The sequence below is a fragment of the Streptomyces sp. cg35 genome (assembly GCF_050410835.1).
Lineage (GTDB): Bacteria > Actinomycetota > Actinomycetes > Streptomycetales > Streptomycetaceae > Streptomyces.
The window spans coordinates 1,391,165-1,417,386 of record NZ_CP191268.1 but is presented as its reverse complement, the minus strand read 5'-3'; the positions used below and the strand labels follow the sequence as shown (position 1 = coordinate 1,417,386).

At 72.2% G+C, this 26,222-nt stretch carries 25 protein-coding genes; 12 read left to right on the top strand and 13 right to left on the bottom strand.

Going from position 1 to position 26,222, the window contains the following annotated elements:
• Nucleotides 1-13: 13 nt before the first annotated feature.
• Nucleotides 14-664 (bottom strand): TetR/AcrR family transcriptional regulator, encoded by a 651-nt coding sequence (locus ACQUQD_RS06865; RefSeq protein ID WP_428951057.1) that lies wholly within the window; start codon nt 662-664, stop codon nt 14-16.
• A 205-nt stretch (nt 665-869) separates the two neighbouring features.
• Between ACQUQD_RS06865 and ACQUQD_RS06860 the strand changes: the two genes are divergently transcribed.
• Nucleotides 870-1,496: an SRPBCC family protein gene (locus ACQUQD_RS06860; RefSeq protein WP_428951056.1), complete on the top strand. Its 627-nt coding sequence runs from the start codon at nt 870-872 to the stop codon at nt 1,494-1,496.
• A gap of 50 nt (nt 1,497-1,546) precedes the next feature.
• Here the strand turns inward: ACQUQD_RS06860 and ACQUQD_RS06855 are convergent, their stop codons facing one another.
• The 4 genes from ACQUQD_RS06855 to ACQUQD_RS06840 form a co-directional block, all read right to left on the bottom strand.
• Nucleotides 1,547-2,524: an acyl-ACP desaturase gene (locus ACQUQD_RS06855; protein ID WP_428951055.1), complete on the bottom strand. Its 978-nt coding sequence runs from the start codon at nt 2,522-2,524 to the stop codon at nt 1,547-1,549.
• Between the two features lie 94 nt (nt 2,525-2,618).
• Nucleotides 2,619-3,395 (bottom strand): dimethylargininase, encoded by a 777-nt coding sequence (gene ddaH, locus ACQUQD_RS06850; RefSeq protein WP_428951054.1) that lies wholly within the window; start codon nt 3,393-3,395, stop codon nt 2,619-2,621.
• 88 nt (nt 3,396-3,483) lie between these two features.
• Nucleotides 3,484-5,817 carry an ATP-binding cassette domain-containing protein gene (locus tag ACQUQD_RS06845; protein ID WP_428951053.1) on the bottom strand — a complete coding sequence of 778 codons (2,334 nt, stop codon included), beginning with the start codon at nt 5,815-5,817 and terminating at the stop codon, nt 3,484-3,486.
• 144 nt (nt 5,818-5,961) lie between these two features.
• Nucleotides 5,962-7,596, bottom strand: coding sequence for an ABC-F family ATP-binding cassette domain-containing protein (locus ACQUQD_RS06840; protein ID WP_428951052.1), 1,635 nt, complete (start codon nt 7,594-7,596; stop codon nt 5,962-5,964).
• A gap of 297 nt (nt 7,597-7,893) precedes the next feature.
• On the opposite strand from ACQUQD_RS06840, the gene ACQUQD_RS06835 reads away from it, so the two are divergent.
• The gene (locus tag ACQUQD_RS06835) at nt 7,894-8,553 is read left to right on the top strand and encodes a GOLPH3/VPS74 family protein (RefSeq protein WP_428951051.1); all 660 of its coding nucleotides are present in this window, start codon (nt 7,894-7,896) and stop codon (nt 8,551-8,553) included.
• 391 nt (nt 8,554-8,944) lie between these two features.
• Here ACQUQD_RS06835 and ACQUQD_RS06830 read toward each other — a convergent pair whose 3' ends face one another.
• The gene (locus ACQUQD_RS06830; protein WP_428951050.1) at nt 8,945-9,361 is read right to left on the bottom strand and encodes an SsgA family sporulation/cell division regulator; all 417 of its coding nucleotides are present in this window, start codon (nt 9,359-9,361) and stop codon (nt 8,945-8,947) included.
• 182 nt (nt 9,362-9,543) lie between these two features.
• On the opposite strand from ACQUQD_RS06830, the gene ACQUQD_RS06825 reads away from it, so the two are divergent.
• Nucleotides 9,544-10,662, top strand: a complete 1,119-nt coding sequence (locus ACQUQD_RS06825) for a WD40/YVTN/BNR-like repeat-containing protein (RefSeq protein WP_428951049.1) — start codon at nt 9,544-9,546, stop codon at nt 10,660-10,662.
• Between the two features lie 9 nt (nt 10,663-10,671).
• Here the strand turns inward: ACQUQD_RS06825 and ACQUQD_RS06820 are convergent, their stop codons facing one another.
• Nucleotides 10,672-10,974: a YciI family protein gene (locus tag ACQUQD_RS06820; RefSeq protein ID WP_428951048.1), complete on the bottom strand. Its 303-nt coding sequence runs from the start codon at nt 10,972-10,974 to the stop codon at nt 10,672-10,674.
• 64 nt (nt 10,975-11,038) lie between these two features.
• On the opposite strand from ACQUQD_RS06820, the gene ACQUQD_RS06815 reads away from it, so the two are divergent.
• Genes ACQUQD_RS06815 through ACQUQD_RS06800 form a run of 4 tightly spaced genes read left to right on the top strand, consistent with a single transcriptional unit; the run spans nt 11,039 to nt 15,057 of the window.
• The gene (locus tag ACQUQD_RS06815) at nt 11,039-12,121 is read left to right on the top strand and encodes an ABC transporter ATP-binding protein (protein ID WP_428951047.1); all 1,083 of its coding nucleotides are present in this window, start codon (nt 11,039-11,041) and stop codon (nt 12,119-12,121) included.
• Between the two features lie 34 nt (nt 12,122-12,155).
• Nucleotides 12,156-13,367: an ABC transporter substrate-binding protein gene (locus ACQUQD_RS06810; protein ID WP_428951045.1), complete on the top strand. Its 1,212-nt coding sequence runs from the start codon at nt 12,156-12,158 to the stop codon at nt 13,365-13,367.
• Nucleotides 13,368-13,374: 7 nt separating this feature from the next.
• Entirely contained in the window at nt 13,375-14,229 is an 855-nt protein-coding gene (locus ACQUQD_RS06805) for an ABC transporter permease (RefSeq protein ID WP_428951044.1), read from the top strand.
• A 12-nt stretch (nt 14,230-14,241) separates the two neighbouring features.
• The gene (locus ACQUQD_RS06800; protein ID WP_428951043.1) at nt 14,242-15,057 is read left to right on the top strand and encodes an ABC transporter permease; all 816 of its coding nucleotides are present in this window, start codon (nt 14,242-14,244) and stop codon (nt 15,055-15,057) included.
• A gap of 7 nt (nt 15,058-15,064) precedes the next feature.
• Here the strand turns inward: ACQUQD_RS06800 and ACQUQD_RS06795 are convergent, their stop codons facing one another.
• The 4 genes from ACQUQD_RS06795 to ACQUQD_RS06780 form a co-directional block, all read right to left on the bottom strand.
• On the bottom strand, nt 15,065-16,072 hold the full coding sequence (locus tag ACQUQD_RS06795) for an iron-siderophore ABC transporter substrate-binding protein (protein WP_428951042.1): 1,008 nt from the start codon (nt 16,070-16,072) through the stop codon (nt 15,065-15,067).
• A gap of 68 nt (nt 16,073-16,140) precedes the next feature.
• Nucleotides 16,141-17,007, bottom strand: a complete 867-nt coding sequence (locus ACQUQD_RS06790; RefSeq protein WP_428951041.1) for an ABC transporter ATP-binding protein — start codon at nt 17,005-17,007, stop codon at nt 16,141-16,143.
• Between the two features lie 2 nt (nt 17,008-17,009).
• Nucleotides 17,010-18,059: a FecCD family ABC transporter permease gene (locus ACQUQD_RS06785; protein ID WP_428951040.1), complete on the bottom strand. Its 1,050-nt coding sequence runs from the start codon at nt 18,057-18,059 to the stop codon at nt 17,010-17,012.
• Nucleotides 18,056-19,099: a FecCD family ABC transporter permease gene (locus tag ACQUQD_RS06780; protein WP_428951039.1), complete on the bottom strand. Its 1,044-nt coding sequence runs from the start codon at nt 19,097-19,099 to the stop codon at nt 18,056-18,058. Before ACQUQD_RS06780 ends, ACQUQD_RS06785 begins: the two co-directional genes overlap by 4 nt.
• Before the next feature lie 169 nt (nt 19,100-19,268).
• On the opposite strand from ACQUQD_RS06780, the gene ACQUQD_RS06775 reads away from it, so the two are divergent.
• Entirely contained in the window at nt 19,269-19,850 is a 582-nt protein-coding gene (locus ACQUQD_RS06775) for an MSMEG_1061 family FMN-dependent PPOX-type flavoprotein (protein WP_428951038.1), read from the top strand.
• A gap of 7 nt (nt 19,851-19,857) precedes the next feature.
• On the opposite strand, the gene ACQUQD_RS06770 is transcribed toward ACQUQD_RS06775, so the two are convergent.
• Entirely contained in the window at nt 19,858-20,289 is a 432-nt protein-coding gene (locus tag ACQUQD_RS06770) for a GNAT family N-acetyltransferase (protein ID WP_428951037.1), read from the bottom strand.
• A 48-nt stretch (nt 20,290-20,337) separates the two neighbouring features.
• On the opposite strand from ACQUQD_RS06770, the gene ACQUQD_RS06765 reads away from it, so the two are divergent.
• Nucleotides 20,338-21,069, top strand: coding sequence for an endonuclease V (locus ACQUQD_RS06765; protein WP_428951036.1), 732 nt, complete (start codon nt 20,338-20,340; stop codon nt 21,067-21,069).
• Here the strand turns inward: ACQUQD_RS06765 and ACQUQD_RS06760 are convergent.
• On the bottom strand, nt 21,041-22,240 hold the full coding sequence (locus ACQUQD_RS06760; RefSeq protein WP_428951035.1) for a saccharopine dehydrogenase family protein: 1,200 nt from the start codon (nt 22,238-22,240) through the stop codon (nt 21,041-21,043). The genes ACQUQD_RS06765 and ACQUQD_RS06760 overlap by 29 nt on opposite strands.
• Before the next feature lie 184 nt (nt 22,241-22,424).
• Between ACQUQD_RS06760 and ACQUQD_RS06755 the strand changes: the two genes are divergently transcribed.
• From ACQUQD_RS06755 to ACQUQD_RS06745, 3 genes are read left to right on the top strand one after another with little or no spacing between them, the layout of a single operon-like run.
• The gene (locus ACQUQD_RS06755; RefSeq protein ID WP_428951034.1) at nt 22,425-23,573 is read left to right on the top strand and encodes a CaiB/BaiF CoA transferase family protein; all 1,149 of its coding nucleotides are present in this window, start codon (nt 22,425-22,427) and stop codon (nt 23,571-23,573) included.
• Nucleotides 23,574-23,581: 8 nt separating this feature from the next.
• A complete protein-coding gene (locus tag ACQUQD_RS06750) occupies nt 23,582-24,724 on the top strand; it encodes an acyl-CoA dehydrogenase family protein (protein WP_428951033.1) in 1,143 nt (380 codons plus the stop codon).
• 52 nt (nt 24,725-24,776) lie between these two features.
• Nucleotides 24,777-25,991, top strand: a complete 1,215-nt coding sequence (locus tag ACQUQD_RS06745) for an acetyl-CoA C-acetyltransferase (RefSeq protein WP_428951032.1) — start codon at nt 24,777-24,779, stop codon at nt 25,989-25,991.
• The last annotated feature ends 231 nt before the right edge of the window (nt 25,992-26,222 follow it).

The following is a 26,222-nucleotide window of genomic DNA, read 5'->3' as shown; positions in this document are numbered from 1 at the left end:
GCCGGCCGGCCGCTCAGCGGGCGAGCAGGTCCTGCAGTTCGGCTTCGAAGAGCTGTCCGGGGTCGAAGCCCATCCCGGTGAAGTGGCCCGCGGCCTCCAGGGACAGGACACCGTGCAGCCGGGTCCAGACGCTCAGCGCCCGGTGCAGGGCCGCGGGCGGGGCGGGGTGGCCGTCCGCCCACTGCCGGTGGGCCTCGATGTGGGTGTCGAACGCGGCCGGGGGAGCGGTGTCGGGCAGCGCCGCGCAGGCGTCGAGCAGCGTCGCCATGATCGCGGAGGCGATGGCGGTGATGTCGTCGGGCGCGTGATAGCCCGGGACCGGGGTGCCGTAGACCAGGAAGTAGCGGTGCGGGTCGGCCAGGGCCCAGTCGCGCAGGGCGTGGGCCAGCGCGGTGAGGTCGGCGCGGGACCCGGCTGCCTCGGTGGTCTCGCGGAAGGTGTCGGCGAGGCTCTGGTACGCGTCCCTGACGAGCTCGGTGATCAGCTCGTCGCGACCGGCGAAGTACCGGTAGAGCGCGGGTCCGCTCATGCCCATCTGCTTGGCGATCGCGTTCAGGGAGAGCGCCGACGCGCCCGCCGTGGCGATCTGCTCCCACGCGTGTTCCTTGACCTCCGCGCGCACCTGGGCGCGGTAGCGCTCGCGCGGGGTCTTCGTGTCCGCCACTGGCTTGCCGCCTTTCCGCACCGTCGCGGCTCCGGCCGCATGATGCGTTAGAGGTTATCACGAAGGTTATTGACGCTCTCGGGGGTGAGTGTTAGAACTTCTAGCGAACGCGAAAACCCATCATTGAAGCGGAGTGCGGGCCCGTTCGCCGTGCCCCGCTTCCTGCTCGCGCACAGCTCACCCGACTTCTGACCAGGGGATAGCCATGTCCAGCATGCGTCGTACCGGTGTCCGCGCCGCCTTGTCGACCGTCCCGCTCGCGCTCGGCGTCCTGGGCACGGCGGTGGCCCCCGCCGGGGCCGCCTCCCACCCCGGCGCGCCGCTGACCTGCCGGGGCGCCGGCGTCGACCCCGACGCCCGCGTCGGCTACCGCACCGCGGCCGTGATCCACGCGCCGCTGCGCACCCTGTGGAAGCTCCAGACCGACGTGGAGCGCTGGCCGTCCTGGCAGCCGCACGTCGAGCGCGCGCACCGCGTCGACCACGGGCCCTTCCGCGAAGGGTCGGCGTTCCGGTGGGCGACGCCGGTGCCCCCGAACCCCGCGACCCCGGCCACCAGCCTCGACATCACCTCGACCGTCGAGCAGCTCGAGCACGGGTCCTGCATCCGCTGGACCGGCCCCGCGGTCGGCGAGGGGCTGCACATCGACGGCGTGCACGTCTGGAACTTCACCGAGGTCCGGGGCGGCGTGCTCGTGCGCACCGAAGAGACCCACACCGGCCCCCAGGTCGACGCCGACGTGCCCGCGGCGACCAAGATCCTCGGCGACGGACTGGAGGCCTGGCTGAGCGACCTGAAGACCGCCGCCGAAGCCGGCGGCGGGTCGCGCTGAACGCCGGTGAACCAGCGGGCCGAACCGGCCGCCGGTCCCCGGCGGCCGGTTCAGGCCTTCGTGGCCCGCGCCGCCAGCCGGGCCTTGCGGGCGGCCAGCTTCTCGTCGAACTTGCAGGCCTCGGCGTCGAGCCCGTTCATGAACAGGCCCAGCTCCTCCTGGGCCTTGAGGCCCTCCGGGCCGAGCCCGTCGATCTCCATGACCTTGAGGAACCGGAGCACCGGCTGCAGCACGTCGTCGTGGTGGATGCGCAGGTTGTAGACCTCGCCGATCGCCATCTGCGCCGCCGCCCGCTCGAAGCCCGGGATGCCGTGCCCCGGCATGCGGAAGTCGACGACGACATCGCGCACCGCGCGCATCGTCAGGTCGGGAGCGATCTCGAACGCGGCCTTCAGCAGATTCCGGTAGAAGACCATGTGCAGGTTCTCGTCCGTCGCGATGCGCGCCAGCATGCGGTCGCAGACCGGGTCGCCGGACTGGTGCCCGGTGTTGCGGTGCGAGATCCGCGTCGCCAGCTCCTGGAAGGCGACGTACGCGACCGAGTGCAGCATCGAGTGCCGGTTGTCCGACTCGAAGCCCTCACTCATGTGCGACATGCGGAAGGCTTCCAGCTTGTCCGGGTCGACGGCGCGGGACGCGAGGAGGTAGTCGCGCATGACGATGCCGTGCCGGCCCTCCTCCGCCGTCCAGCGGTGCACCCACGTGCCCCAGGCGCCGTCCCGGCCGAAGAGCGTCGCGATCTCGTGGTGGTAGCTGGGGAGGTTGTCCTCGGTCAGCAGGTTGACGATGAGCGCGGTGCGGCCGATCTCGGTGACCTGCGACTGCTCCTTGTCCCAGGCCTGGCCGTCCTCGAAGAAGCCGGGGAAGTTACGGGCGTCGGACCAGGGCACGTACTCGTGCGGCATCCAGTCCTTGGCGACCTTCAGGTGCCGGTTGAGCTCCTGCTCGACCACTTCCTCCAGCGCGTGCAGCAGCCGGGCGTCGGTCCATGTCGTCGACGAGCCGAGGCGGGGGGAGATGACGGTCATGGGAGCTCCTGGGGGACGGAGGTACAGCGAGCGGTATTACCTACGGTGTCGTAGGTTACGTTGCCGTAGGTTAAGCGCTCCATAAAGATCGTCGTCACGCATACAGCTCCCGGAGCCGGACTGAGAGGCACGTCACACAGCCCTCCAGCTTCTCGAACTCCGAAATGTCCACCAGAACGGGGTCGTAGCCGAGGCTCGCGAAGAGCTCCGCCGACTTCGGGGCGCTCGCCGCCATGAGCAGCCGGTCGCCGCCGAGCAGCACGACATGGGCGCCCGCCTCCTCCGGCACGGGCAGGAAGCGGGGGAAGAGCGAGGCGTGATCCACCAGCGGCTCGTGGCCGATGACCGTGCCGTCGGGCAGCGCCGTCACCGCCGACTTCAGGTGCAGCACCGTGCTGACCGGCACCGTCACTACGCGCGCGCCGAGCGGCTCGAAGACCGCCCGCAACTGCTGTACGCCGGCCGCGTTGGTGCGCCCGCCGCGGCCCACGTAGAGGGTGTCGCCCACCTTCAGTACGTCGCCGCCGTCCAGGGTGCCGGGCTCCCACACCCAGTTGACGGAGCAGCCGAGCCGCGCCACGGCCTCCTCGACCCCGGCGATCTCGCCGCGCCGGGACTCGGCGCCCGGGCGGGCGATCAGCGCCACGTTCCGGAAGACCACCACCGCGTCCTCCACGAACACCGCGTCCGGGCAGTCGTCGGCCGGCTCCACCAGGAACGTCTCCCAGCCGTGCGCCTCCAGCGCGGCGACGTAGTCCTGCCACTGCGCGACCGCCTTCCCGGCGTCGACGGGGGTCCGCTCCACATGCGTGACCAGACCTTCCGCGATGCGCGGTCCGGGGCGGCGGATCAGGGCCTTCTTGCTCGGCACGGGTGTACTCCATGGCTGGTGCGGGGCGGTGCGTGCTGTGCGACGGCGCTCATCATGCACAGCCCGCGGGTCACGGCGGAATCCCCCGTTACGCGGCTGTCACCTCCCCCTCACCCGGCCCCTCCACGCCCGCGACCGCCCGCCGCAGGTGTTCCGCGGTGAAGGAGCCCTCCGCGTCGAGGAGTTGGGCCGGCGTCCCCTCGAAGACCACCTGTCCGCCGTGCCGGCCGCCTTCCGGCCCCAGATCGATCACCCAGTCCGCACGCCGGACCACGTCGAGGTCGTGCTCGACGACGATCACGGTGTTGCCCGCGTCGACCAGCCGGTCCAGGAGCGCCACGAGCCCGTCGACGTCCGCCCTGTGCAGGCCGGTGGTCGGCTCGTCCAGCACGTACGTCGCGGCGGTGCGGTGCAGCTGCGTGGCCAGCTTGATGCGCTGACGCTCGCCGCCGGACAGGGTGCTCAGCGACCGGCCGAGTGTCAGATAGGAGAGGCCCACGTCGCGCAGGGCGCGCAGCCGGCGGCGCACCTGCTCCTCGCCGGGGCCGGTGAAGTGGGCGAGGGCCTCCCCGGCGGTCATGTCGAGTACGTCCGCGACGCTTTGCCCGCGCACGGTGAGCCGCAGTACCCCGTCGCCGAACCGCCGCCCGCCGCAGGCCTCGCACACGGTGGTGACCGGGTCCATGAACGCGAGATCGCTGTACACGACCCCGCGCCCCTGGCAACTCGCGCATGCGCCCGCCGAGTTGAAACTGAACAGGCCCGCCTCCGCACCCGTCTCGCGGGCGAAGATCCTGCGGACGGTGTCCATGATCCCGAGGTAGGTCGCCGGGGTGGACCGCCCCGAGATGCCGATGGACGACTGGTCGACGACCACCGCGTCCGGCCGCGCCGCGCACAGCGCCCCCGACACCAGCGAGCTCTTGCCGGACCCGGCGACTCCGGTCACCGCGGTGAGCACCCCGGTCGGCACCCGCACGGTGACGTCCTTCAGGTTGTGCAGGTCCGCGCCCTCGATCCGCACGTGGCCGGTCGCCTCGCGCGGGCGACGCTTCACCCCGCCGGTGCGGCGCAGGCAGCGGCCGGTCAGGGTGTCGGCGTGCCGCAGCCCGTCCGGCGTCCCCTCGTACAGCACGCGCCCGCCGCCCGCGCCGCCCGTCGGCCCCATGTCGACCACGTGATCGGCGACGGCGATGACATCGGGGTCGTGCTCGACGACCAGGACGGTGTTGCCCTTGTCGCGCAGGCGCAGCAGCAGATCGTTCAGCCGGCCCACGTCCCGCGGGTGCAGGCCGACGCTCGGCTCGTCGAAGATGTACGTCATTCCGGTCAGGCTCGATCCCAGGTGCCGCACGGTCTTGAGACGCTGGCCCTCGCCGCCGGAGAGCGTCGACGTCGGCCGGTCGAGACTGAGGTAGCCGAGCCCGATCGCCTCGATCCGTTCGAGCGCGGTGACGGCGGCCGCCGCGATGGGCCCGGCCACCGGGTCGCCCGCCTCGCCGAGGCGCCGCAGGACCGGGATCAGCTCGCCGACCTCCATCCGGGCGCAGTCGGCGATGTTCCGGCCGTCGATCCGGGAGGCGAGCGCGGCGGCGCTGAGCCGCGCCCCCCGGCACGCCGGGCAGGGGCCGTCCACGAGGTACCGCTGCACCAGATCGCGGGTGCGTCCGCTCAGCGACGACAGGTCCCGGTTCAGGTACAGCCGCTCGAACCGGTCGGCGAGCCCTTCGTAGGCGATCTCACGGCTGCCGCCGGTGTTGTCGACGCGCACCCGCGCGTCGCGCCCGCGCAGCAGGAACTCCCGTTCCGCGGGCGTGAACGCACCGACCGGTTTGGTGGTGTCGAGGCCGGTGGTGTTCGTGTACGTCTGGCCCTGCCAGGTGCCGGCGGCGAACGGCGGGAACACCACGGCGCCGTCCGCGAGCGACTTCGCCGGGTCGAGGATGCGGTCGTAGTCGGGCCGCACCGTGTGCCCCAGCCCGTCGCACGCCGGGCACATGCCGCTCGGGTCGTTGAACGAGTACGCGGTCGCCGCCCCCGCGCTCGGTGTCCCGCACCGTGAGAACAGCACGCGCAGGACCGAGTAGGTGTCCGTCATCGTCCCGACCGTGGAGCGGGAGTGCCCGCCGATCGGCTTCTGGTCGACGACGATCGCGGGGGAGAGGCCGGTCAGCGCGTCCGCCCGCGGCCGCTCGTACTTCGGCAGCCGGTTGCGCACGAACCAGGCGAACGTCTCGTTCAGCTGGCGCTGCGACTCCACCGCGACGGTGCCGAAGACGATCGACGACTTGCCCGAGCCCGACACCCCCGTGAACACGGTGAGGCGCTCCTTGGGGATGCGCAGCGTCACGTTCTGGAGGTTGTTCTCCCGGGCGCCGACGATGTGCAGATAGGGGTGGCTGGATCCTGTGTTGCTCGGCATGTTTCCGACGGTAGGCCCGATACCCGACACCTTTTGTCGGGGTTTCGCGCTCGGCCCACGAAAGTCCGCGGTCGCGTCCGCCCATGTGTCGAGCGGACGCGACCGCGGCCCTTCTGTGGCTGGTCGCGCCGTTCCCCGCGCCCCTTACGGAGCCGGTGTGTCCTGGAGAACCCCGTCCTCCAGCAGCAACCACCGGGTGACGCCGATCGACTCGAGGAACGGCAGGTCATGGCTCGCCACGATCAGCGCGCCCTCGTACGACTCCAGGGCCGACGTCAGCTGCCGCACGCTCGCCATGTCCAGGTTGTTCGTCGGCTCGTCGAGCATCAGCAGCTGCGGCGCCGGCTCGGCGAGCATCAGCGCGGCGAGCGTCGCGCGGAATCGTTCGCCGCCGGACAGGGTCGCCGCCCGCTGGTCGGCCCGCGCCCCCTTGAACAGGAAGCGGGCCAGCCGGGCCCGGATCCGGTTGTTGGTGGCGTCCGGCGCGAACCGGGCCACGTTCTCGGCGACGGTCGCCTCGTCGTCCAGTACGTCGAGGCGCTGCGGCAGAAAACGCAGCGGCACATGCGGTGTCGCCTCGCCCTCGACCGCCGCCAGCTCGCCGGCGACGGTCCGCAGCAGCGTCGTCTTGCCCGCGCCGTTGCGGCCGATCAGAGCGATGCGTTCGGGCCCGCGCAGCTCGAACTCGCCGTCCACGCGCGCCCCGTAGGCCAGGCGCAGCTCGCGCAGGGTCAGCACGGACCGGCCCGGCGGGACGGCGGTGTACGGCAGGTCGACCCGGATCTCGTCGTCGTCGCGCACCGCCTCCACGGCCTCGTCCAGCCGCTCCTTCGCCTCGGTGAGTTTCTCCTCGTGCATGATGCGGTGCTTGCCGGCGGAGACCTGCGCCGCCCGCTTGCGCGCACCCATCACGATCTTCGGTTCGCGCTTGCTGTCCCACATCTTCTGCCCGTAACGCTTGCGCCGCGCCAACTTGACCTGGGCATCGGCCAGTTCACGCTTCTGCTTCTTCAGATCGGACTCGGCGACCCGGACCATCCGCTCCGCCGCCTCCTGCTCGGCGGCGAGCGCCTCCTCGTACGCGGACAGGTTCCCGCCGTACCAGACGACCTCGCCGCCCCGCAGATCGGCGATCTGGTCGACGCGGTCGAGGAGTTCACGGTCATGGCTGACCACGACCATGACCCCGGACCAGCCGTCCACGGCCGCGTACAGGCGCTGCCGTGCGTGCAGATCGAGGTTGTTCGTCGGCTCGTCGAGGAGGAGCACGTCGGGCCGGCGCAGCAGCAGCGCCGCCAGCCGCAGCAGCACCGACTCGCCGCCGGACACCTCGCCGATGGTGCGGTCCAGGTCGATGTGGCCCAGGCCGAGTTCGCCGAGCAGGGCGCTCGCGCGCTCCTCGACGTCCCAGTCGTCGCCGACGACGGTGAAGTTCTCCTCGCGCACGTCACCCGCCTCGATGGCGTGCAGCGCGGTCCGGATGCCGGCGATGCCGAGCGCCTCGTCGACGCGGAAGGCCGTGTCGAGGGTGACGTTCTGCGGGAGGTAGCCGATCTCGCCGGACACCCGCACGGTGCCCTCGACCGGTTTCAGTTCACCGGCGATCAGCTTCAACAGGGTCGATTTCCCTGACCCGTTTACACCGATCAGGCCGGCGCGGCCCGGCCCGAAGGCGACCTGCAGGCCGTCGAAGACGCCGGTGCCGTCCGGCCAGGCGTACGAGAGCGCGGTGACGGCGATCGACGTGGCGGCGGGGCTGTGGGAATGGGGGGAGGACATGGACATGAGGGCCTCGCGGTTGCTCGGTGCGAACGGTGACGGTGTGACGCGTTCGAGACACCGCGGGCCACGGGCAACAAAAAAGGCCTGTACCGGCGGGGAGGACGGCTCGGATGCCGAGGTCTCACACGACGACATGGACGCGACGGGCAACACGTGAAGAAACGTGCGCGGCGTGACATGCGCGGTGTCTCAGGACCTCAGACGAGCAACGTCCTTCTCCTATCGACGGCAACAGAACCGCTATACACCGTAAGAGCCTGTCCTCGGAGGTGTCAACCGATTACCGTGACGGGCGTGCCCCATGGCTCCCTCTCCGTGCCCGCCCGCCTCTTCCTCCTGGCGTACGACACCGGCAAGGGCCGGATCGCCGGCGCCCCCGACCTGCCGCTCGCGGTCCGCGCCGCGGTCCTCGCGGAGCTCGCCGGGCGGGAGCTCGTCCACGACGCGGACGGCATCGTGACCCCGGTGCTCGGCGCCCGGACCGGCGACGCCGTCCTCGACCAGCTCCTGGAACTCATCGAGGAGTCGCGGCCCAGGAAATGGCGCGGCTGGATCACCCACCGGGCCCGCTCCACGCACGCGCTGGTCCGGCAGGGCCTGGTCGCGGACGGGTATCTGCACCCGGGAAGGGGCCGCGTCCTCGGTCTCTTCCCCCGCGCGGAGCACGCGCTGCAACGGGCGGGATACGTCGAGGTGCTGCGCGCGGAGGTGCTCGGCGCGCTGGCGGACCGTACGCCGCCCGACGCGGTGCCCCGCGACGACGCGACCCTGGCCGTCCTGGCCGCCGCGGGCCACCTCCGCACCCTCCTCACCCCCCGCGACCGCCGCCGCCGGACCGCCCGCCTCGCGGCCCTGACCCTGACCGCGGGCCCGCACCTCCCACCGATCAGCAGGGCCCTGGAGTCAGCGGTGAGATCAGCGGAAGCGGCAAGATCCTCCGGATCGGGCGGCTAGCGTCCCGCAAGGGGCGCGGGGAGTCGCGCGCTCAGCCACGCACGACGCGCACCCGCCAGAATCACCGTCCCCGCCGACCGGATCGGCGACCTGACACCGGCCCCGGGCGACGGACGGATCGGCCCGAGGGGCCCGGGAACAGCGCACCCAGCCACACACACCCCGCACCGGCCGACACCACCCCACCCGCCTCACGAGCCCGCGCTGTTGGTCGAGCGAGACGTGGTGGTGCTCGGCGAGCGCGGCGGCGAACAGGCGGCGCAGTGCGGGCCGGAGCACGGCGCCCGTCCCGCCCCTCGTGCCCCATGCCCCCTGCACAACGCGTCCCACGCCTGTTCACCGCACCCTGGCATCCACCGGCACGGCTGTCAGCCGCTTCCCGGAGGCGGGGTCAGCACGCGTCGCGCAGCAGCTCCGCCAGATCGCCGTCCACGTCCACGTGCAGGTACTCCTCGCCGACCGGCACCAGCTCCGTCGTGTCCGTGAGGAAGCGCTCCAGCTCGCCCGTGCGGATGTGCACGATCGCGGTGCCCTCCACGGCGTGGAACTCCAGGACCGTCCGGTCGTAGCCGTAGGGCCGGACGCGCACGTCACCCGCGCCCGCCGGCTCCGTCACCCCGGAGGTCAGCAGCTCGCGCGCGAAGGTCCAGCAGACCTCGACGCCTTCCAGGGTGGCCGGGGCAGGGAAGGACATGTGCACGGCGAACGGGTCGCGCGCGTCGTAGCCCAGCGTCGCGGGAATGCTCGCCATGCGCGGCGCGGCGGCGACGAGACGGGCCTCTACGGCTTGCTCGATGACGATGGACAACGCCTGCTCCCTTGTGACGACTGGCGGACGACGGCGGACGGTCGGACGGCCTCACTTGAATAGACGACGGAACGCGGAAATCCGTGCACCTCAGGACCGACGAAAAACGAGTGACCTCTGTCACCGGTTTCATTCAAGGTGCTCTGGACCACCACAGGGGCGGTGGGCTAGCTTCGCGCGCCATGAGGCGACTGAGGACAGTGAGTGCAGCGGGAAGCGCGGGGCGCAGGGGGAAGCGAGGCAGAGCGGGACGGACCGTGTCGGTCCTGGCGGTGACGGCTCTCTCGGCGCTCGCGCTGGGCGCCGCACCGGGCCCCGCCGCCGCCCGCACCCCGGCGTGGAAGCTGACGGACACGCACACCGACGCCCGGTTCCGGGGCCTGGCCGCCGTCGACCGGAGCACGGCGTGGGTCGCCGGGACGAAGGGCACCGTGCTGCGCACCACGGACGGCGGCGCGCACTGGAAGTCCGTGTCGCCGCCGGACGCCGGCGAGCTGGAGTTCCGCGACGTCGAGGCGTTCGACGCCCGCCGCGCGGTGGTCCTGGCCATCGGGGAGGGCGAGGCGTCCCGGATCTTCCGTACGCAGGACGGCGGCGCGACCTGGACGGAGTCGTTCCGCAACACCGACCCGAAGGCGTTCTACGACTGCGTGACGTTCTTCGACCGGCGCCACGGCCTCGCGATGAGCGATCCGGTCGACGGCAGGTACCGCATCCTGTCGACCGGCGACGGCGGCCGCTCCTGGCGGGTGCTGCCGACCGCCGGGATGCCGCCCGCGCAGACCGGCGAGGCGGGCTTCGCCGCGTCCGGCCAGTGCCTGGTGGCGTCCGGCCCGAAGGACGTCTGGCTGGCCACCGGCGGCGGCGCGGCATCCCGCGTGCTGCACTCCGCCGACCGCGGCCTGACCTGGACCGCGAGCGAGGCCCCGATCCCGGCGGGCGACCCGGCGCGCGGCGTCTTCGGCCTCGCCTTCCGCGACCGGACGCACGGCATCGCGGTGGGCGGCGACTACCGCGCCGACCAGCCCTCGCCGCGGGCCGCCGCGGTCACCGGCGACGCGGGCCGCACCTGGACGGCGTCGGCGCAGCCCCCGCCGGCCTACCGCTCCGGCGTCGCCTGGCTCCCGCACAGCCGGGGCGCCGCCCTCGCCGTCGGCCCGACCGGCACCGACCTCACCACGGACGCGGGCCGCACCTGGCGCACCGTGGACCCGGGCTCGTACGACACCGTCGACTGCACGCGCGACGGTGCCTGCTGGGCGGCGGGCGAGAAAGGCCGGGTGGCCCGCCTCCAGCACTGACCGGAAGCGCTAGCCGGGAGGCAACTGCTCCTGGAAACGGGCGAGTTCGGGCGCGGTCCGGGCCGCGACGAACTCGCTCACCCGGTACGCGCACACCCCGCCGGTCACGAAGGGGTCGCTCGCCGTGATCCGCTCGATCGTCGCGCGGTCGGCCCCCGCGGCGATGATGATGCCGCCCTCGCGCGGCTCCTTGCGGCCCGCGGCGAGGAAGACCCCCGCCCCGAACTGCTCGTCGAGCCAGGCGCGATGCGCGTCCAGAAGGGCGTCGACGCTCTCCAGCGGTGCGGTGTACGTCAATTCCAGTACAAACATGATCGGCAGACTACCGGCGGTCTTGTGGGGATCGTTGAAATGTGCATGATCTACGCGTATGGCGATGCCGGGACGACCGACACAGGACGCGGCGCGCGGGGCGGCCGCGATCGGCCTGCGCGGGGTGCGCAAGACCTTCGGTGACGTGCGTGCCGTCGACGGCGTCGAACTCGACGTCGCCGAGGGTGAGTTCTTCTCGCTGCTCGGCCCGTCCGGGTCCGGGAAGACGACCGTGCTGCGGCTGATCGCCGGGTTCGAGACACCGACGAGCGGCACCGTCCTGCTCGACGGCGCCGACGTCACCCGCCGCGCCCCCTTCGAGCGCGACGTCACCACCGTCTTCCAGGACTACGCGCTGTTCCCGCACATGAGCGTCGAGCGGAACGTCGCCTACGGACTGAAGGTGCGCGGCGTCGGCCGCAGGGAGCAGGCCGAGCGGGCCCGCGCCGCCCTCGCGTCCGTCCGCCTCGAAGGCCTGGGCGGCCGCAGGCCCGGACAGCTCTCCGGCGGTCAGCGTCAACGCGTCGCGCTGGCACGGGCGTTGGTGGTGCGCCCCCGGGTCCTGCTGCTCGACGAACCGCTCGGCGCCCTCGACCTCAAACTGCGCGAACAGATGCAGACCGAGCTCAAGGAACTCCAGCGCGACGTCGGCATCACCTTCGTGCTCGTCACCCACGACCAGGCCGAGGCCCTCGCGCTCAGCGACCGGATCGCCGTCATGAACGCCGGACGCGTCGAACAGGTCGGTACACCGGGGGAGTTGTACGAGACGCCCGCCTCCGCCTTCGTCGCGTCCTTCGTCGGCACCTCCAACACCCTCACCGGCGCGGCCGCCGAGATGGTCGTGGGGGAATCCGGGACGTTCGGCATCAGACCGGAGAAGATCCGCGTCCTCGCCGCCGACGGCGGGCACGATCGCGGCGCGGGCCCCGCCCGGGACCACAGTGAGGTGCGCGGCACCGTCGCCGACGCCGTGTACCTCGGGGACAGCACCCGCGTCGTCGTCGACACCGACGCCGGCGCACGCTTCGTCGTCGTACGCCAGAACCTGGACACCACGGCGGCCGACGCCCTCGCCCTGCCGGGCAGCCGGGTCCTGCTGCGCTGGCACCGACGGCACAACGTCCCACTGAGCCACACGACTTGAGCGACTCACGCGAATCGACCGACAGGGAGACCTCGTGCGCGCAACCCGAACCCTCATGACCGCCGCCGCCCTCGGCGGACTGCTCCTCGTCACGGCCTGCGGCTCCTCCGACGACGGGGGAGGCGGAAGCGGCGCGCCCGGCGAACGGGGCTTCACCCCGCCGAAGCTCTCCGCGCCCGAGTCCCTCGGCAAGGCGGAGGGCAAGGTCAGTCTCATCGCCTGGGCCGGCTACGCCGAGGACGGCTCGAACGACCCGAAGATCGACTGGGTCACCCCCTTCGAGAAACGGACGGGCTGTCAGGTCAGCACCAAGGTCGCCGGGACCTCCGACGAGATGGTCAACCTCATGAAGACCGGCCAGTACGACGCCGTCTCCGCGTCCGGCGACGCCTCCCTGCGCCTGATCGCGTCCGGCGACGCGGCCCCCGTCAACACCGACCTCGTGCCCCACTACAAGGACATTTTCCCGGGGTTGAAGATGCAGCCCTGGAACTCCGTCAAGAACGTCGCCTACGGCATCCCGCACGGCCGCGGCGCCAACCTCCTCATGTACCGCACCGACAAGATCTCTCCGGCCCCCGACTCCTGGAAGGCCGTCTTCGACGACGCGGCGCGGCACAAGGGGAACGTCACGGCGTACGACTCGCCGATCTACATCGCCGACGCCGCGCTGTACCTGATGAAGACGGAGCCCGGCCTCGGCATCAAGGACCCCTACGCCCTCGACCAGAAACAGTTCGACGCCGCCGTGAGCCTGTTGAAGAAGCAGAATGCGAACGTCGGCGAGTACTGGAGCGACTACCTGAAGGAGATCTCCGCCTTCAAGAGCGGCGACTCGGTGATCGGCACCAGCTGGCAGGTCATCGTGAACACCGCCCGGGCCGAGAAGGCGCCCGTCGAGGCCGTCCTCCCGAAGGAGGGCGCCACCGGCTGGTCCGACACGTGGATGGTCTCCGCGAAGGCCCAGCACCCCAACTGCGCCTACAAATGGCTCGACTGGATCGTCTCGCCCCGGACCAACGCGCAGGTCGCCGAGTACTTCGGCGAGGCTCCCGCCAACGCGAAGGCCTGCGACGAGACCGCCGACAAGCAGCACTGCGCGACCTACCACGCCGACGACGCCGCGTACTGGAAGCAGGTCCACTTCTGGACCACGCCCATCCCGCAGTGCCTCGACGGACGCACCGACGTGACATGCGTGCCCTACGCGAAGTGGGTGCAGGCGTGGACCGAGATCAAGGGCTGAGGCGGTCGTGAAGAAGGTCGCCGGGACGCTGCACCGCAGCCCCCGGCTGCGCCTGGCCCTGCTCCTCGCGGCGCCCCTGACCTGGCTCGTCGTCGCCTATCTGGGGTCGCTCGCGGTGCTGTTCCTGTCGGGCCTGTGGACCACGGACCCGTTCACCTCGGACATCGTGCGCACCTGGACCCTGGACAACTTCAAGGCCCTGTTCACGACGGACGTGTACCGCCAGGTCGCCCTGCGCAGCACGGCAGTCGCCCTCGCCGTCACGGCGCTGTGCGTCGTCCTCGCGTTCCCGATCGCCTTCTACACGGCGCGCGTCGCCCGGCCCCGGTGGCGCCCGCTGCTCGTCGTCGCCATCCTCATGCCGCTGTGGGCGAGCTATCTCGTCAAGGCGTACGCGTGGCGCGTCATGCTCGCCCAAGGGGGCCTGCTGGACTGGCTGTTGTCCCCGTTCGGGGTGGACGGTCCCGGCTACGGGCTCACCGCGACGGTCCTCGTCCTGACCTACCTCTGGCTGCCGTACATGATCCTGCCGATCCACGCGGGTCTCGAACGGATCCCCGACAGCCTGCTCGACGCCTCCGCCGACCTGGGCGCCCGCACCTGGCGCACCGTCCGCACGGTGCTGCTGCCGCTCGTCCTGCCGTCCGTCGCGGCGGGCTCCGTCTTCACGTTCTCGCTCAGCCTCGGCGACTACATCGCCGTCCAGATCGTCGGCGGCAAGACCCAGCTGATCGGCAACGTCGTCTACTCCAACATCACCCTGGACCTGCCGCTGGCCGCCGCCCTCGGCACCGTGCCGGTCGTCGTGATCGTCCTCTATCTGCTCGCGGTGCGCCGCACCGGCGCGCTCAGCAGCCTCTGAAGGGAGCCCGTGGTGCACCTGTCCCGCCCCGCGCGCATCGCGCTCCGCGTCGGCGCCCTGACCGGCTTCGCCGTCATCTACGTCCCGCTGCTCCTGGTCGTCGTCAACTCCCTGAACCGGGACCGCAGTTCGAGCTGGCCGCCGGACGGCTTCACCCTGCGGTGGTGGCAGGACGCCTGGCACAGCGCGGGCGCCAGGGACGCCCTGTGGACGTCCGTGAAGGCGGGCCTCGGCGCCACCGTCATCGCCCTCGTCCTCGGCACCCTGATCGCCTTCGCGATCGCCCGGTACCGGTTCTTCGGCCGGGAGGCGCTCTCCTTCGCCGTCGTGCTGCCCATCGCGCTGCCCGGCATCATCACCGGCGTCGCCCTCAACACCGCTTTCCGCACGGTCCTGGAGCCCCTCGGCATCGGCCTCGGCCTGTTCACCGTCGTCGTCGGACACGCTACGTTCTGCGTCGTGGTCGTCTTCAACAACGTCGCCGCCCGGCTGCGCCGCCTCCCGGGCTCGTACGAGGAGGCGGCCATGGACCTGGGCGCCGACACGTTCCGGACGTTCCGCGACATCACGTTCCCGCTGACCCGCTCGGCGCTCGCGGCCGGCGGCCTGCTCGCGTTCGCGCTGTCCTTCGACGAGATCGTCGTGACCACCTTCACCGCGGGGGCGGGCGTGCAGACCCTGCCGATCTGGATCTTCTCCAACATGGCCCGCCCCCAGCAGGCCCCGGTGGTCAACGTGGTGGCCGTCGTCCTCGTCCTGCTGTCGGTGATCCCGGTGTACCTGGCCCAGCGGCTGTCCTCCGACACGGCGGCGGGCAGCCGGGTGTGACGACGGGTCAGTCCATGGCCTTAGCGAACAGCGGCACCACGTTCTTCAGCGCGTACTGGACCGAGAGCACCGAGTCGGTGGCGAAGGCGGAGCTGAGGTTCGTGTCGTCGAAGACGACCGAGTGACCCTTCTTCACCGCCGGGATCGCCCGGTACAGCGGGTCCGACTCGATCTTCTTCGCGGTGGTGCCGATCGGCGCCATCACCATCAGGTCCGCGTCGAGCATCTGGAGGTTCTCCTCCGACACCGGCACCGAGAACGCGGCGCCCGCCTTCTTCTCCACGGCCGCGTTGTTCTCGAAGCCGAGCCGCTCGACGAAGTCCAGCCGGCCGGTGCCGTGCACGTACGCGCCCCAGGCCGAGGCGGTGCGCGAACCGACCGTGATGCTCCGGCCCTTGAACTCCGGGTGCGCGGCGGCCGCGTCCGCGAACTGCCGCTCCGTGTCGTCGATCAGCTTCTCGCCCTTGTCGGGGACGCCGAGCGCCTGGGCGACCATGGTGGTCTGCTTCTCCCAGGAGATCTTGTACTGGTCGCCGCCCTTGGGCACACCGATGGTCGGCGCGATCTTGCTGAGGGTGTCGTAGCGCGTCTGGTCGCCGCTGGACTTGGTGTCGAGGATGAGGTCCGGCTCGAGCGCCGCGATCTTCTCGTACTCGGGCTCCAGCGTGCCGATCTTCTGCGGGGACTTGTCGTACGCGCCCTTGGCCCAGGGGCCGACGCCGTCGCCGCCGAAGGCCAGCCAGTCGCTCGCGCCGACCGGCTGCACGCCGAGCGCGAGGGCCGTCTCGGCGTCGCCCCAGCCGAGCGCGACGACGCGCCGGGGCTGCTCGTCGACCGTCACGGTGCCGAACTTGGTGGAGACCTTCGCGGGGAAGCTGCCCGCGGACTTCTGGGCGGCCGGGCCCGCCGCCTCGTCGTCGTTCGAGCCGCAGGCGGCGAGGGCGCCGGCGAGGGTCAGCGCGAGCGCGCCGCCGAGCAGCCGGCGGCGGGTGGTACGGGGGGTCCGGGTGGACATGAGGGGCTCTTTTCGCGGTTCTGTTGCGGGGGCGGGGGCGGGGGCGGGGGCGGGGTCACGGGTCGGGGTCACGGGGCGGCGTCGACGTGATGGCGCCCCATGGGGACGATCAGCGGGGTGCCGGACGCCGGGTCGGGGATGACGGTGCTGCGCAGCCCGAACACCTCGGCGACGAGGTCCTCGGTGACGACCTCGCGGGGCGCGCCCTCGGCGACGATGCGCCCGTCCTTCATGGCGACGAGGTGGTCGGCGTAGCGGCAGGCCAGGTTGAGGTCGTGCAGGACGACGACGAGCGTGACGCCGCGCTGCCGGTTGAGGTCGGTGAGCAGGTCGAGGACGTCGAGCTGGTGGCTGATGTCGAGATAGGTCGTCGGCTCGTCGAGCAGCAGCAGTTCCGTCTCCTGGGCCAGGGCCATGGCGATCCAGACGCGCTGGCGCTGGCCGCCGGAGAGCTCGTCGATCGACCGGTCCGCGAGATCGAGGACGTCCGTCGCCGCCAGCGCGGTGGCCACCGCCTCGTCGTCGGCGGGCGTCCAGCGCCGGAACCAGCCCTGGTGCGGATACCGGCCCCGGCCCACCAGGTCGGCGACGGTGATCGACTCGGGCGCGACCGGGGTCTGCGGCAGCACGCCGAGCACCGCGGCCACGTCCTTGGTGGACATGGCGTGCACGCTGCGCCCGTCGAGCAGGACCGTGCCCGCCGTCGGGGTGAGCAGCCGGGCCATCGACCGCAGCAGCGTCGACTTGCCGCAGGCGTTCGGGCCGACCACGACGGTGATCCGGCCGGGCGGGACGTCGACGTCCAGCGCGGAGACGATGCGGCGCTCGCCGTAGCCGAGTTCGAGGCCGCGGGCCTGCAGGGTGTGCGGGGAAGCCACGGGGGTCTCCGGTTCGTCGAGGGCGTCGGGACGGGACAGGTGCGGTGCGGGGCGCATGGTCAGCCGCCCTGCCCGACCCGGTTGGCCCGGGCCAGCAGCCACAGCAGGTACGGGGCGCCGATCACACTCGTCACGATGCCGACGGGCAGCTGGGTGCCGGGCAGCACGTGCTGGCCCGCGAAGTCGGCGACGGTCACCAGGAGCGCGCCGGTCAGGGCGGAGGGCAGCAGGGCCGCACCCTGCCCCGGCACCAGGCGCCGGGCGATCGGCGGCGACACGAACGCGACGAAGCCGACGGGGCCCGCCGCGGCCGTCGCCACCCCGGCCAGCGCGGTGGCACAGGCGAGCAGGGCGAGCCGGTCCCGCTCGACCCGTGAGCCGAGCCCGCCTGCCGTGTCGTCGCCGAGCTGCAGCGCGGACAGCGCGCGGGCGGCCACGACGGTCAGCGGCACGAGCACCGCGGCGCCGACGAGCAGCGGCCAGAACTGCGGCCAGGAGCGGCCGTTGAGGCTTCCGGCCAGCCACAGGAACGCGGTCTGCGCCTCCGTCACGTCCGAGCGCGTCATCTGGTACGAGATCACGCTCGACAGGCCGGTGCCGACGCCGAGCCCGATCAGGACGAGCCGGTAGCCGGTGACGCCCTTGCGCCAGGCGAGCAGGTAGACGGCTGCGCCGGTGACCAGGGCGCCGGACAGTGCCACGAACGACAGGGGCGTACCGCTCAGGCCGGCGAGCCCGCCGGCCAGCACGACGGCCGCGCCCGCGCCGGAGCTGACGCCGATGATGTCGGGGCTGGCGAGCGGATTGCGCAGCAGGGTCTGGAAGACCGCGCCGGACAGGCCGAAGCAGCAGCCGACGAGCAGCGCCAGCAGGGCGCGCGGCAGGCGCAGTTCGAGCACCACGAAGCGGGTGCCGCTGTCGCCCCCGCCGAACAGGGTGGCGACCACGTCGCGCAGCGGGAGCGTGTAGTCGCCGAAGCTCAGCGAGACGCACAGCGCGGCGAACGCGGCCACGGCGAGGGTGGCGGTCACGGCGGTGAAGCGGGCACGCCGGCGCCGGCGTACGGACACGACACGGGCGGTGGCGGCGTGCAGGGCGGTGCCGGTCACAGCTCCACCGTCTTCCTGCGCCGCACGAGCACGACGAACGGCACGGCGCCGAGCGCGGCCGTCATCACGCCGACCTGGACCTCGCCGGGCCGCGCGACGAGCCGTCCGGCGACATCGGCGAGGAGCAGCGCGGCCGGGGCGAGCAGCGCGCTGCAGGGCAGGATCCACCGGTAGTCGGGCCCGGTGATCAGGCGCACCGCGTGCGGCACGGCCAGGCCCACGAAGGCGATCGGTCCGGCGATCACGGTCGCGGCCCCGCACAGCAGGACCACGCAGGCCGCGGCGCCGATCCGGGCCAGGGCGATCCGCTGGCCGAGCCCGCGGGCCGTGTCGTCGCCCAGGGCCAGGGTGTTGAGCTGCGGGCCGAGCGCGAGGGCGAGCACGACCCCCACGGCGACGAACGGCAGCGCCTGCCACAGCACGTCCGGCTCCCGGCCGTTCAACGCCCCCACCTGCCAGAACCGGAACTGGTCGAAGGTCTGGCGGTCGGTGAGCAGCATCGCGCTGGTCAGGGCACCGAGGGCGGCGGCCACGGCCGCGCCGGACAGGGCGAGCTTCACGGGCGTCGCGCCCTCGCGGCCCAGGCTGCCGATCCCGTAGACGAGGACGGCGGCGAGACAGGCGCCGAGGAAGCCGAACCAGATGTACTGCCGCGGCTCGGTCAGGGCGAGCACGCTGATCGCGAAGACCACGAAGACGGAGGCGCCTGCGTTGACGCCCAACAGGCCCGGGTCGGCGAGCGGGTTGCGCGCCACGCCCTGCATCACGGCGCCCGCCAGACCGAGCGCGGCGCCGGCCATCAGGCCCGCGGCGGTGCGCGGGATCCGCACCTCCTGGACGATCAGCTGGGCGCGGACGCCGCGGTCGGGGTGGAAGAGCCCCGCGACCACGTCGGCGAGCGGGACCCGGCCCGAGCCGACGGCGAGGCTGAGGCCGGTCGCGGCCAGCAGGAGCACGGCGAGTGCTCCGAGGCCGAGCAGCGACCGCGCGGTGCCGCGGCGGCGGGCCACGGGGGCCGTGTCCCACAGGGTGAGTTGCACTGGTTCGTCGTTCCTTGTCCACCGGATGCCGCGCAGGGCGACAGGTGCCGGAACCACGCGTTCCAGGCGTTAGGTGAGCCTAACCTAACATCGGATAAGGTTCATTCGACAACTACCCTTGGCGCGGCCTGCGGACGCGCCGCGGTCCCGTACGAACTCAGGAGTCGGTTTGCTGCACGGCACGGACACCCTCGCGTCCCGCCCGTCCCCGGAGCGGGGCGACGGTTACGAGGAGCTGCGCTCCGCGGAGCAGCTGCGCGAGATGCTCGGGGAGCCGCACCCCATCGTGATCGACAAGGTCCACGACCGACTCGACGACCGGGACCGGGAGTTGCTCGCCCGCTCGCCGTTCTGCCTGCTCTCCACGTCGGACGCGCACGGCAACTGCGACACGTCGCCGCGCGGGGACGGCCCCGGGTTCGCGCACGTCGTCGACCCCGGCACGATCGCCCTGCCGGACCGGCCCGGCAACCGGCGCGCCGACAGCTTCCACAACGTCCTGCAGAACCCGCACGCGGGCCTGCTGTTCCTGATACCCGGCGCCACCGACGTCCTGCGGATCAACGGCCGGGCCCGGATCCTCACCGACGCCCCGTTCTTCGACGACATGACCGTCAAGGAGCAGCGGCCGACCCTCGCCCTGCTCCTGGAGATCGACGAGATCTATCTCCACTGCCCTCAGTCGCTGCGGCGCTCGGGCCTGTGGAATCCGCAGTCGTGGGAGAGCGGCGGCCGTACCGCCCGGCGCTGACGGGGACTCAGTTGCCGCTCATCAGGCGGTACATGCCCACGGAGTCGTGCGTCGAGGTCTCGGCGAAGCCGAACTTCTCGTAGAGGAACTTCGCCGGCCCGTCCGCGATCAGCGAGACGTACGCGGTCGCGGGCGCCCGGCGCTCCAGCTCCTCGGTCAGCGCGGCCATGATCCGCTTCCCGAGGCCCTGGCCCTGGTGGGCAGGGTGCACGCAGATGTCGACGATCTGGAACGCCGTGCCGCCGTCCCCGATGATCCGCCCCATCCCGATCGGCTCCCCCTCGTGCCGCAGCAGCACGCCGTACCAGGTGTGGGGCAGGGCGAGCGCGACGGCCTCGGGTGCTTTGTCGGAGAGCCCCGCGTCCGTGCGCAGGCGCCGGAAGACGTCGACCGACGGGACCCCGGCCTCGACCGTGTAAGGGTCAGTAATTGCACTCATGCCTTACATCATACGGGCGTCCGTGTGCGCGCTGTCTAGGGTTGGCGCATGCAGACGATCACGGGGGTTCCCGAGGGCTGGCCGACGGACGAGGCGACGGCGCGGGCGGTGCAGGACGCGCTGCGCGACCGCGTGGTGCTGGACGAGGCCGGGCCGGCGCCGGGGGCGGGCACGGTCACCGGGATCGACGTCGCCTACGACGACGAACGCGATCTCGTCGCGGCGGCCGCGGTCGTGCTGGACGCGGCGACACTCGACGTCGTCGAGGAGGCGACGGCCGTCGGGCACGTCGCCTTCCCCTATGTGCCGGGCCTGTTGGCGTTCCGTGAGATCCCGGCGGTCCTCGGCGCCCTGGCGGCGCTGCGCACGGACCCGGGGCTCGTCGTGTGCGACGGCTACGGACGGGCCCACCCGCGCCGCTTCGGCCTCGCAAGCCACCTCGGCGTGCTCACCGGGCTGCCCACCATGGGCGTGGCCAAGAATCCCTTCACCTTCACGCACGGCGAGGTGGGGCGCGCGCGGGGGAGCGCCGCCGCCCTCATGGACGGCGGCGAGGAGCTCGGCCGCGCCCTGCGCACCCGTGACGGCGTGAAGCCGCTCTACGTCTCGGTGGGCCACCGCGTCTCCCTGGCCAACGCGTGCGCGCACGCGCTGGCCCTGACTCCCGCCTACCGGCTGCCGGAGACGACCCGCAGGGCCGACCGGCTGTGCCGTGACGCCCTGCTCGGCCTCGGCGCCGGCGAACAGGCGCTCACCTCTCGGCGGCGACCCGGAAGGTGAGCCCGGCCGCCCGCAGCCGCCCGATCAGCGCGTCGCCCATCGCCACCGCGGTCGTCACCTGCCCCGAGGTGGCGGGGAGTTCGTCCTGCGCGAGGCACATCGCGGCCTCCGCCAGCATCTTCGCCGTCTCCTCGTAGCCGGGGTCCCCGCCGGACACCTCCGTGAAGACCTGCCGCCCGCCGCCCTCGCCCACGAACCGCACCGAGAACCAGCTCTTGGCCCGGCGCGCCTCGTCGGGGCCGTCCCCGGGCAGCAGCCGACCGCTCAACCAGCGCCGCGCGGGCGGCAGTTGAGCCGCGGCGAACAGCGCTCCCGCGGCGGCGACCCCGCCCACCGCGACCGGCAGCGACTTCACGGCCGCGTAGTGCCGGTAGCGGAAGTCCGGGCCGTAGCGCTCCAGGGCCCGCGCCGAGCGCTGCACCACCTGCGGGTCGATCGTCGGCAGCGGCACGGCCCAGGCCCCGACCTCCTTGGCGTACCGCGGCGTTCCCGTCGGCGCGTACGCGGTGCGCCCCACCAGCCGGGGCTGGTGGCGCCGCCGGTCCTGCTGCGCGGCGAGCATCTGCCGGGCCCGCGCGAACTGGTTCAGCGCGGACGCGAACGTACCGCCCGAGAACGTGGCGTTCGACCGTACGAAACCGTCGACCCGCAGCGGCACCGCCTCCGGCAACTGCTGCACCGTGAAGTACGCGCCCAGGTCGTGCGGCACCGAGTCGAAGCCGCACGCGTGCACCAGCCGGGCGCCCGTCTCTCGTGCGCGGGCGTCGTGCCGCACATACATGAGATCCACGAACTCGGGCTCACCTGTGAGGTCCACATAGTCGGTGCCCGCGTCGGCGCACGCCGCGACCAGGCCCTCTCCGTACTCCAGGTACGGGCCCACCGTCGTGGCCACCACGCGCGAGCGGGCGGCCAGGTCGCGCAGCGACGCCGCGTCGGCGACGTCCGCGCGCTCCAGCGGCAGCACCGCGCACGCCGGGTCGATGCCGGTGAGCCGCTCGCGCAGCCGCTCCAGCTTGGCCGTGTCGCGCCCGGCGATCGCCCAGCGCAGCCCCTCGGGAGCGTGCGCCGCGAGGTACTCGGCGGTGAGCACCCCCACGAAGCCCGTGGCCCCGAACAACACCACGTCGTACGTCCTGTCCGTGTTCCCGGGGTTCCCAGGCCTGTTCATGACACCCCTCACCGTGCTCCCGCGCCGCTGTCGGTGGCTGAGGCTAGCGTGCGGGCTCGCGGCGCTCCTTAGGGGGCCGGAAATTGGCTAAGCGCTTGCTCGTCGGGGGGTTGTGCTGACCAGGACGTGTTCATAGCATCTCTGGTGTTACATCAGTTGTGTCACAGACTGGGGGCGTGGCGGGATGGCAGTGGCAGGCACGGAATCCGGCGGTGGCCCGCTCGCCGGGGTGCGCGTGGTCGAGCTCGCCGGGATCGGCCCGGGGCCGTTCGCCGCGATGCTCCTCGCCGACCTCGGCGCCGATGTCGTACGGGTCGACCGGCCCGGCGGAGCGGGCCTCGCGATCAACCCCGAGTACGACATCACCAACCGCAACAAGCGGTCCGTGATCATCGACCTGAAGGCCGAGGACGGCGCGGAGCAGGTGCTCCGGCTCGTCGAGCGCGCCGACGTGCTGGTCGAGGGCTACCGGCCGGGGGTCGCCGAGCGCCTCGGCGTGGGGCCCGCGCCCTGCCACGCCCGCAACCCGAAGCTGATCTACGGCCGGATGACCGGCTGGGGCCAGGAGGGCCCGCTCGCCCAGCGCGCCGGACACGACATCGCGTACATCGCGCTCACCGGCACCCTCGGCATGATCGGCAAGCCGGACGAGCCGCCGACCGTCCCCGCCAACCTCGTGGGGGACTACGCGGGCGGCTCCCTCTACCTCGTCGTCGGCATCCTCGCCGCACTCCACCACGCCCGCGCCACCGGCGCCGGACAGGTCGTCGACGCGGCGATCGTCGACGGCACCTCGCACCTGGCCGCGATGATCCACGGCATGCTCGCGGCCGGCGGCTGGCAGGACCGGCGCGGCGCCAACCTGCTCGACGGCGGCTGCCCGTTCTACGGCACGTACGAGACCGCCGACGGCCTGTACATGGCGGTCGGCGCCCTGGAGCAGCAGTTCTACGACGAGTTCATCGACCTGATGGGCCTGGCGGGCGTCGCGCCCGCGCGCAAGGACCTGACCCGCTGGGACGAGCTGCGCGAAGCCGTCGCCGCCCGCTTCACGCAGCGCACCCGAGACGAATGGACGGCCGTCTTCGAGGGCTCCGACGCCTGCGTGGCCCCCGTCCTCTCGCTGCGCGAGGCCCCCGGCCATCCGCACCTCGCCGCCCGCGGCACCTTCGTCGACCACGGCGGCATCACCCAGCCCGCGCCCGCGCCCCGCTTCTCGGTCACCCCCACCGCCGTCCGCACGGGCCCCGCCCAGCCGGGCGCGGACACCGCGGAGGTGGCCCGCGACTGGGACGTACCAGGTCTGTTCGACCCCACGAAGAAAGGCAGTTGATCGCCAGCATGGAACGACGCCTGTTCAGCGCCGAGCACGAGGCGTTCCGCGAGACCGTCCGCACCTTCCTCGCCAAGGAGGTGACCCCGCACTACGAGCGGTGGGAGAAGGACGGCATCGTCGCGCGCGAGGCCTGGCTCGCCGCCGGACGCCAGGGGCTCCTCGGCCTCGCCGTGCCCGAGGAGTACGGCGGCGGCGGCACCGCCGACTTCCGCTACAGCGCCGTCCTCGCCGAGGAGTTCACGCGCGCGGGCGCCGCCGGACTCGCCGTCGGACTGCACAACGACATCATCGGCCCGTACCTGACCTCCCTCGGCACCGAGGAGCAGAAGCGGCGCTGGCTGCCCGGGTTCTGCGACGGCTCGACGATCACCGCCATCGCGATGACCGAACCCGGCGCCGGTTCCGATCTGCAGGGCATCCGCACCACCGCCGAGGACCACGGCGACCACTGGCTGCTCAACGGCTCCAAGACGTTCATCTCCAACGGCATCCTCGCCGACCTCGTCATCGTCGTCGCCAAGACCACGCAGGAAGGCGGCGCGCACGGACTGTCCCTGCTCGTCGTCGAGCGCGGCACGGAGGGCTTCGAGCGCGGCCGCAACCTCGACAAGATCGGCCAGAAGGCACAGGACACGGCCGAGTTGTTCTTCAACGACGTGCGCGTCCCGAAGGAGAATCTGCTCGGCGAGCTCAACGGCGCGTTCATCCACCTGATGACGAACCTCGCGCAGGAGCGCATGGGCATCGCCGTCGCCGCCATCGCCGCCGCCGAGCACCTGCTGGAGATCACCACGAGCTACGTCAAGGAGCGCGAGGCCTTCGGGCGGCCGCTCGCCAAGCTCCAGCACATCCGGTTCGAGATCGCCGAGATGGCCACCGAGTGCGCCGTCACCCGGACCTTCCTCGACCGCTGCATCGAGGACCACGCGGACGGCACCCTCGACGCCGTGCATGCCTCCATGGCCAAGTGGTGGGCCACCGAACTCCAGAAGCGCGTCGCCGACCGCTGCCTCCAACTGCACGGCGGATACGGGTACATGACCGAGTACCGCGTCGCGAAGGCCTTCACCGACGGACGCATCCAGACCATCTACGGCGGCACGACCGAGATCATGAAGGAGATCATCGGCCGTTCGCTGCTGTCCTGAACCACAGCTGAACCACCGCACCGCAACCCTCAGCTCCGCGAAAGGCAACCCAGTGACCACAGACGCGTACGTCTACGACGCGATCCGCACCCCGCGCGGCCGGGGCAAGGCCAACGGCTCGCTGCACGGCACCAAGCCGATCGACCTCGTCGTCGGCCTCATCCACGAGATCCGGGACCGCTTCCCGGACCTGGACCCCGCCGCGATCGACGACATCGTGCTCGGCGTCGTGGGCCCGGTCGGCGACCAGGGCTCCGACATCGCCCGGATCGCCGCGATCGCGGCGGGCCTGCCGGACACCGTCGCGGGTGTCCAGGAGAACCGCTTCTGTGCCTCCGGCCTCGAAGCCGTCAACCTGGCCGCCATGAAGGTCCGCTCGGGCTGGGAGGACCTCGTCCTCGCCGGCGGCGTCGAGTCGATGTCGCGGGTGCCGATGGCGTCCGACGGCGGCGCCTGGTTCGCCGACCCGATGACCAACTTCGAGACCGGCTTCGTGCCGCAGGGCATCGGCGCCGACCTCATCGCGACCATCGAGGGCTTCTCGCGGCGCGACGTCGACGAGTACGCGGCGCTCTCCCAGGAGCGCGCGGCCGCCGCCGTGAAGGACGGCCGCTTCACCCGCTCCGTCGTCCCGGTCAAGGACCGCAGCGGCCTGACCGTCCTCGACCACGACGAGTTCCTGCGCCCCGGCACCACCGCGGACTCGCTGGCCAAGCTGAAGCCGTCCTTCAAGGACATCGGCGACCTGGGCGGATTCGACGCGGTCGCGCTGCAGAAGTACCACTGGGTCGAGCAGATCGACCACGTTCACCACGCGGGCAACTCGTCGGGCATCGTCGACGGCGCCTCGCTCGTCGCCATCGGCAACAAGGAGGTCGGCGAGCGCCACGGTCTGACCCCGCGCGCCCGCATCGTCTCCGCGGCCGTCTCCGGCTCCGAGCCGACCATCATGCTGACCGGCCCGGCGCCCGCCACGCGCAAGGCCCTCGCCAAGGCGGGCCTGACCATCGACGACATCGACCTCGTCGAGATCAACGAGGCGTTCGCGGCGGTGGTGCTCCGCTTCGTGAAGGACATGGGTCTGTCGCTGGACAAGGTCAACGTGAACGGCGGTGCGATCGCCCTGGGACACCCGCTCGGCGCGACCGGCGCGATGATCCTGGGCACGCTCGTCGATGAGCTGGAGCGGCGGGACCTGCGGTATGGGCTGGCCACGTTGTGCGTCGGCGGGGGGATGGGCATCGCCACGATCGTGGAACGGGTGTAGCGCCGTAGGGGTGCGATTCCGTTGCCGGGCGCGGGTTGTCGCGGGCTGAGCGCGCGGTTCCCCCGCACCCCTGAAATGCAGGCGCTGCGCGCCGCATTTCCCCGATGAGACGACGCACGAAGTGCGCATCTCAGGGGCGCGGGGAACCGCGCGACCAGACCCCACCGGACCCGCACCCGGCCACGAAACACCGCCGCCCTTCCCAGAAGCCGCCCGCCAACCTCCCCGCAC

Coding starts and splice junctions, on each gene's coding strand:
- ACQUQD_RS06755 (WP_428951034.1), top strand. CDS start 22,425: ATGGCAGTGGCAGGCACGGAATCCGGCGGTGGCCCGCTCGCCGGGGTG.
- ACQUQD_RS06860 (WP_428951056.1), top strand. CDS start 870: ATGTCCAGCATGCGTCGTACCGGTGTCCGCGCCGCCTTGTCGACCGTC.
- ACQUQD_RS06845 (WP_428951053.1), bottom strand. CDS start 5,817: ATGCCGAGCAACACAGGATCCAGCCACCCCTATCTGCACATCGTCGGC.
- ACQUQD_RS06760 (WP_428951035.1), bottom strand. CDS start 22,240: ATGAACAGGCCTGGGAACCCCGGGAACACGGACAGGACGTACGACGTG.
- ACQUQD_RS06855 (WP_428951055.1), bottom strand. CDS start 2,524: ATGACCGTCATCTCCCCCCGCCTCGGCTCGTCGACGACATGGACCGAC.
- ACQUQD_RS06820 (WP_428951048.1), bottom strand. CDS start 10,974: ATGTTTGTACTGGAATTGACGTACACCGCACCGCTGGAGAGCGTCGAC.
- ACQUQD_RS06825 (WP_428951049.1), top strand. CDS start 9,544: ATGAGGCGACTGAGGACAGTGAGTGCAGCGGGAAGCGCGGGGCGCAGG.
- ACQUQD_RS06795 (WP_428951042.1), bottom strand. CDS start 16,072: ATGTCCACCCGGACCCCCCGTACCACCCGCCGCCGGCTGCTCGGCGGC.
- ACQUQD_RS06770 (WP_428951037.1), bottom strand. CDS start 20,289: ATGAGTGCAATTACTGACCCTTACACGGTCGAGGCCGGGGTCCCGTCG.
- ACQUQD_RS06815 (WP_428951047.1), top strand. CDS start 11,039: ATGCCGGGACGACCGACACAGGACGCGGCGCGCGGGGCGGCCGCGATC.
- ACQUQD_RS06765 (WP_428951036.1), top strand. CDS start 20,338: ATGCAGACGATCACGGGGGTTCCCGAGGGCTGGCCGACGGACGAGGCG.
- ACQUQD_RS06790 (WP_428951041.1), bottom strand. CDS start 17,007: ATGCGCCCCGCACCGCACCTGTCCCGTCCCGACGCCCTCGACGAACCG.
- ACQUQD_RS06840 (WP_428951052.1), bottom strand. CDS start 7,596: ATGTCCTCCCCCCATTCCCACAGCCCCGCCGCCACGTCGATCGCCGTC.
- ACQUQD_RS06750 (WP_428951033.1), top strand. CDS start 23,582: ATGGAACGACGCCTGTTCAGCGCCGAGCACGAGGCGTTCCGCGAGACC.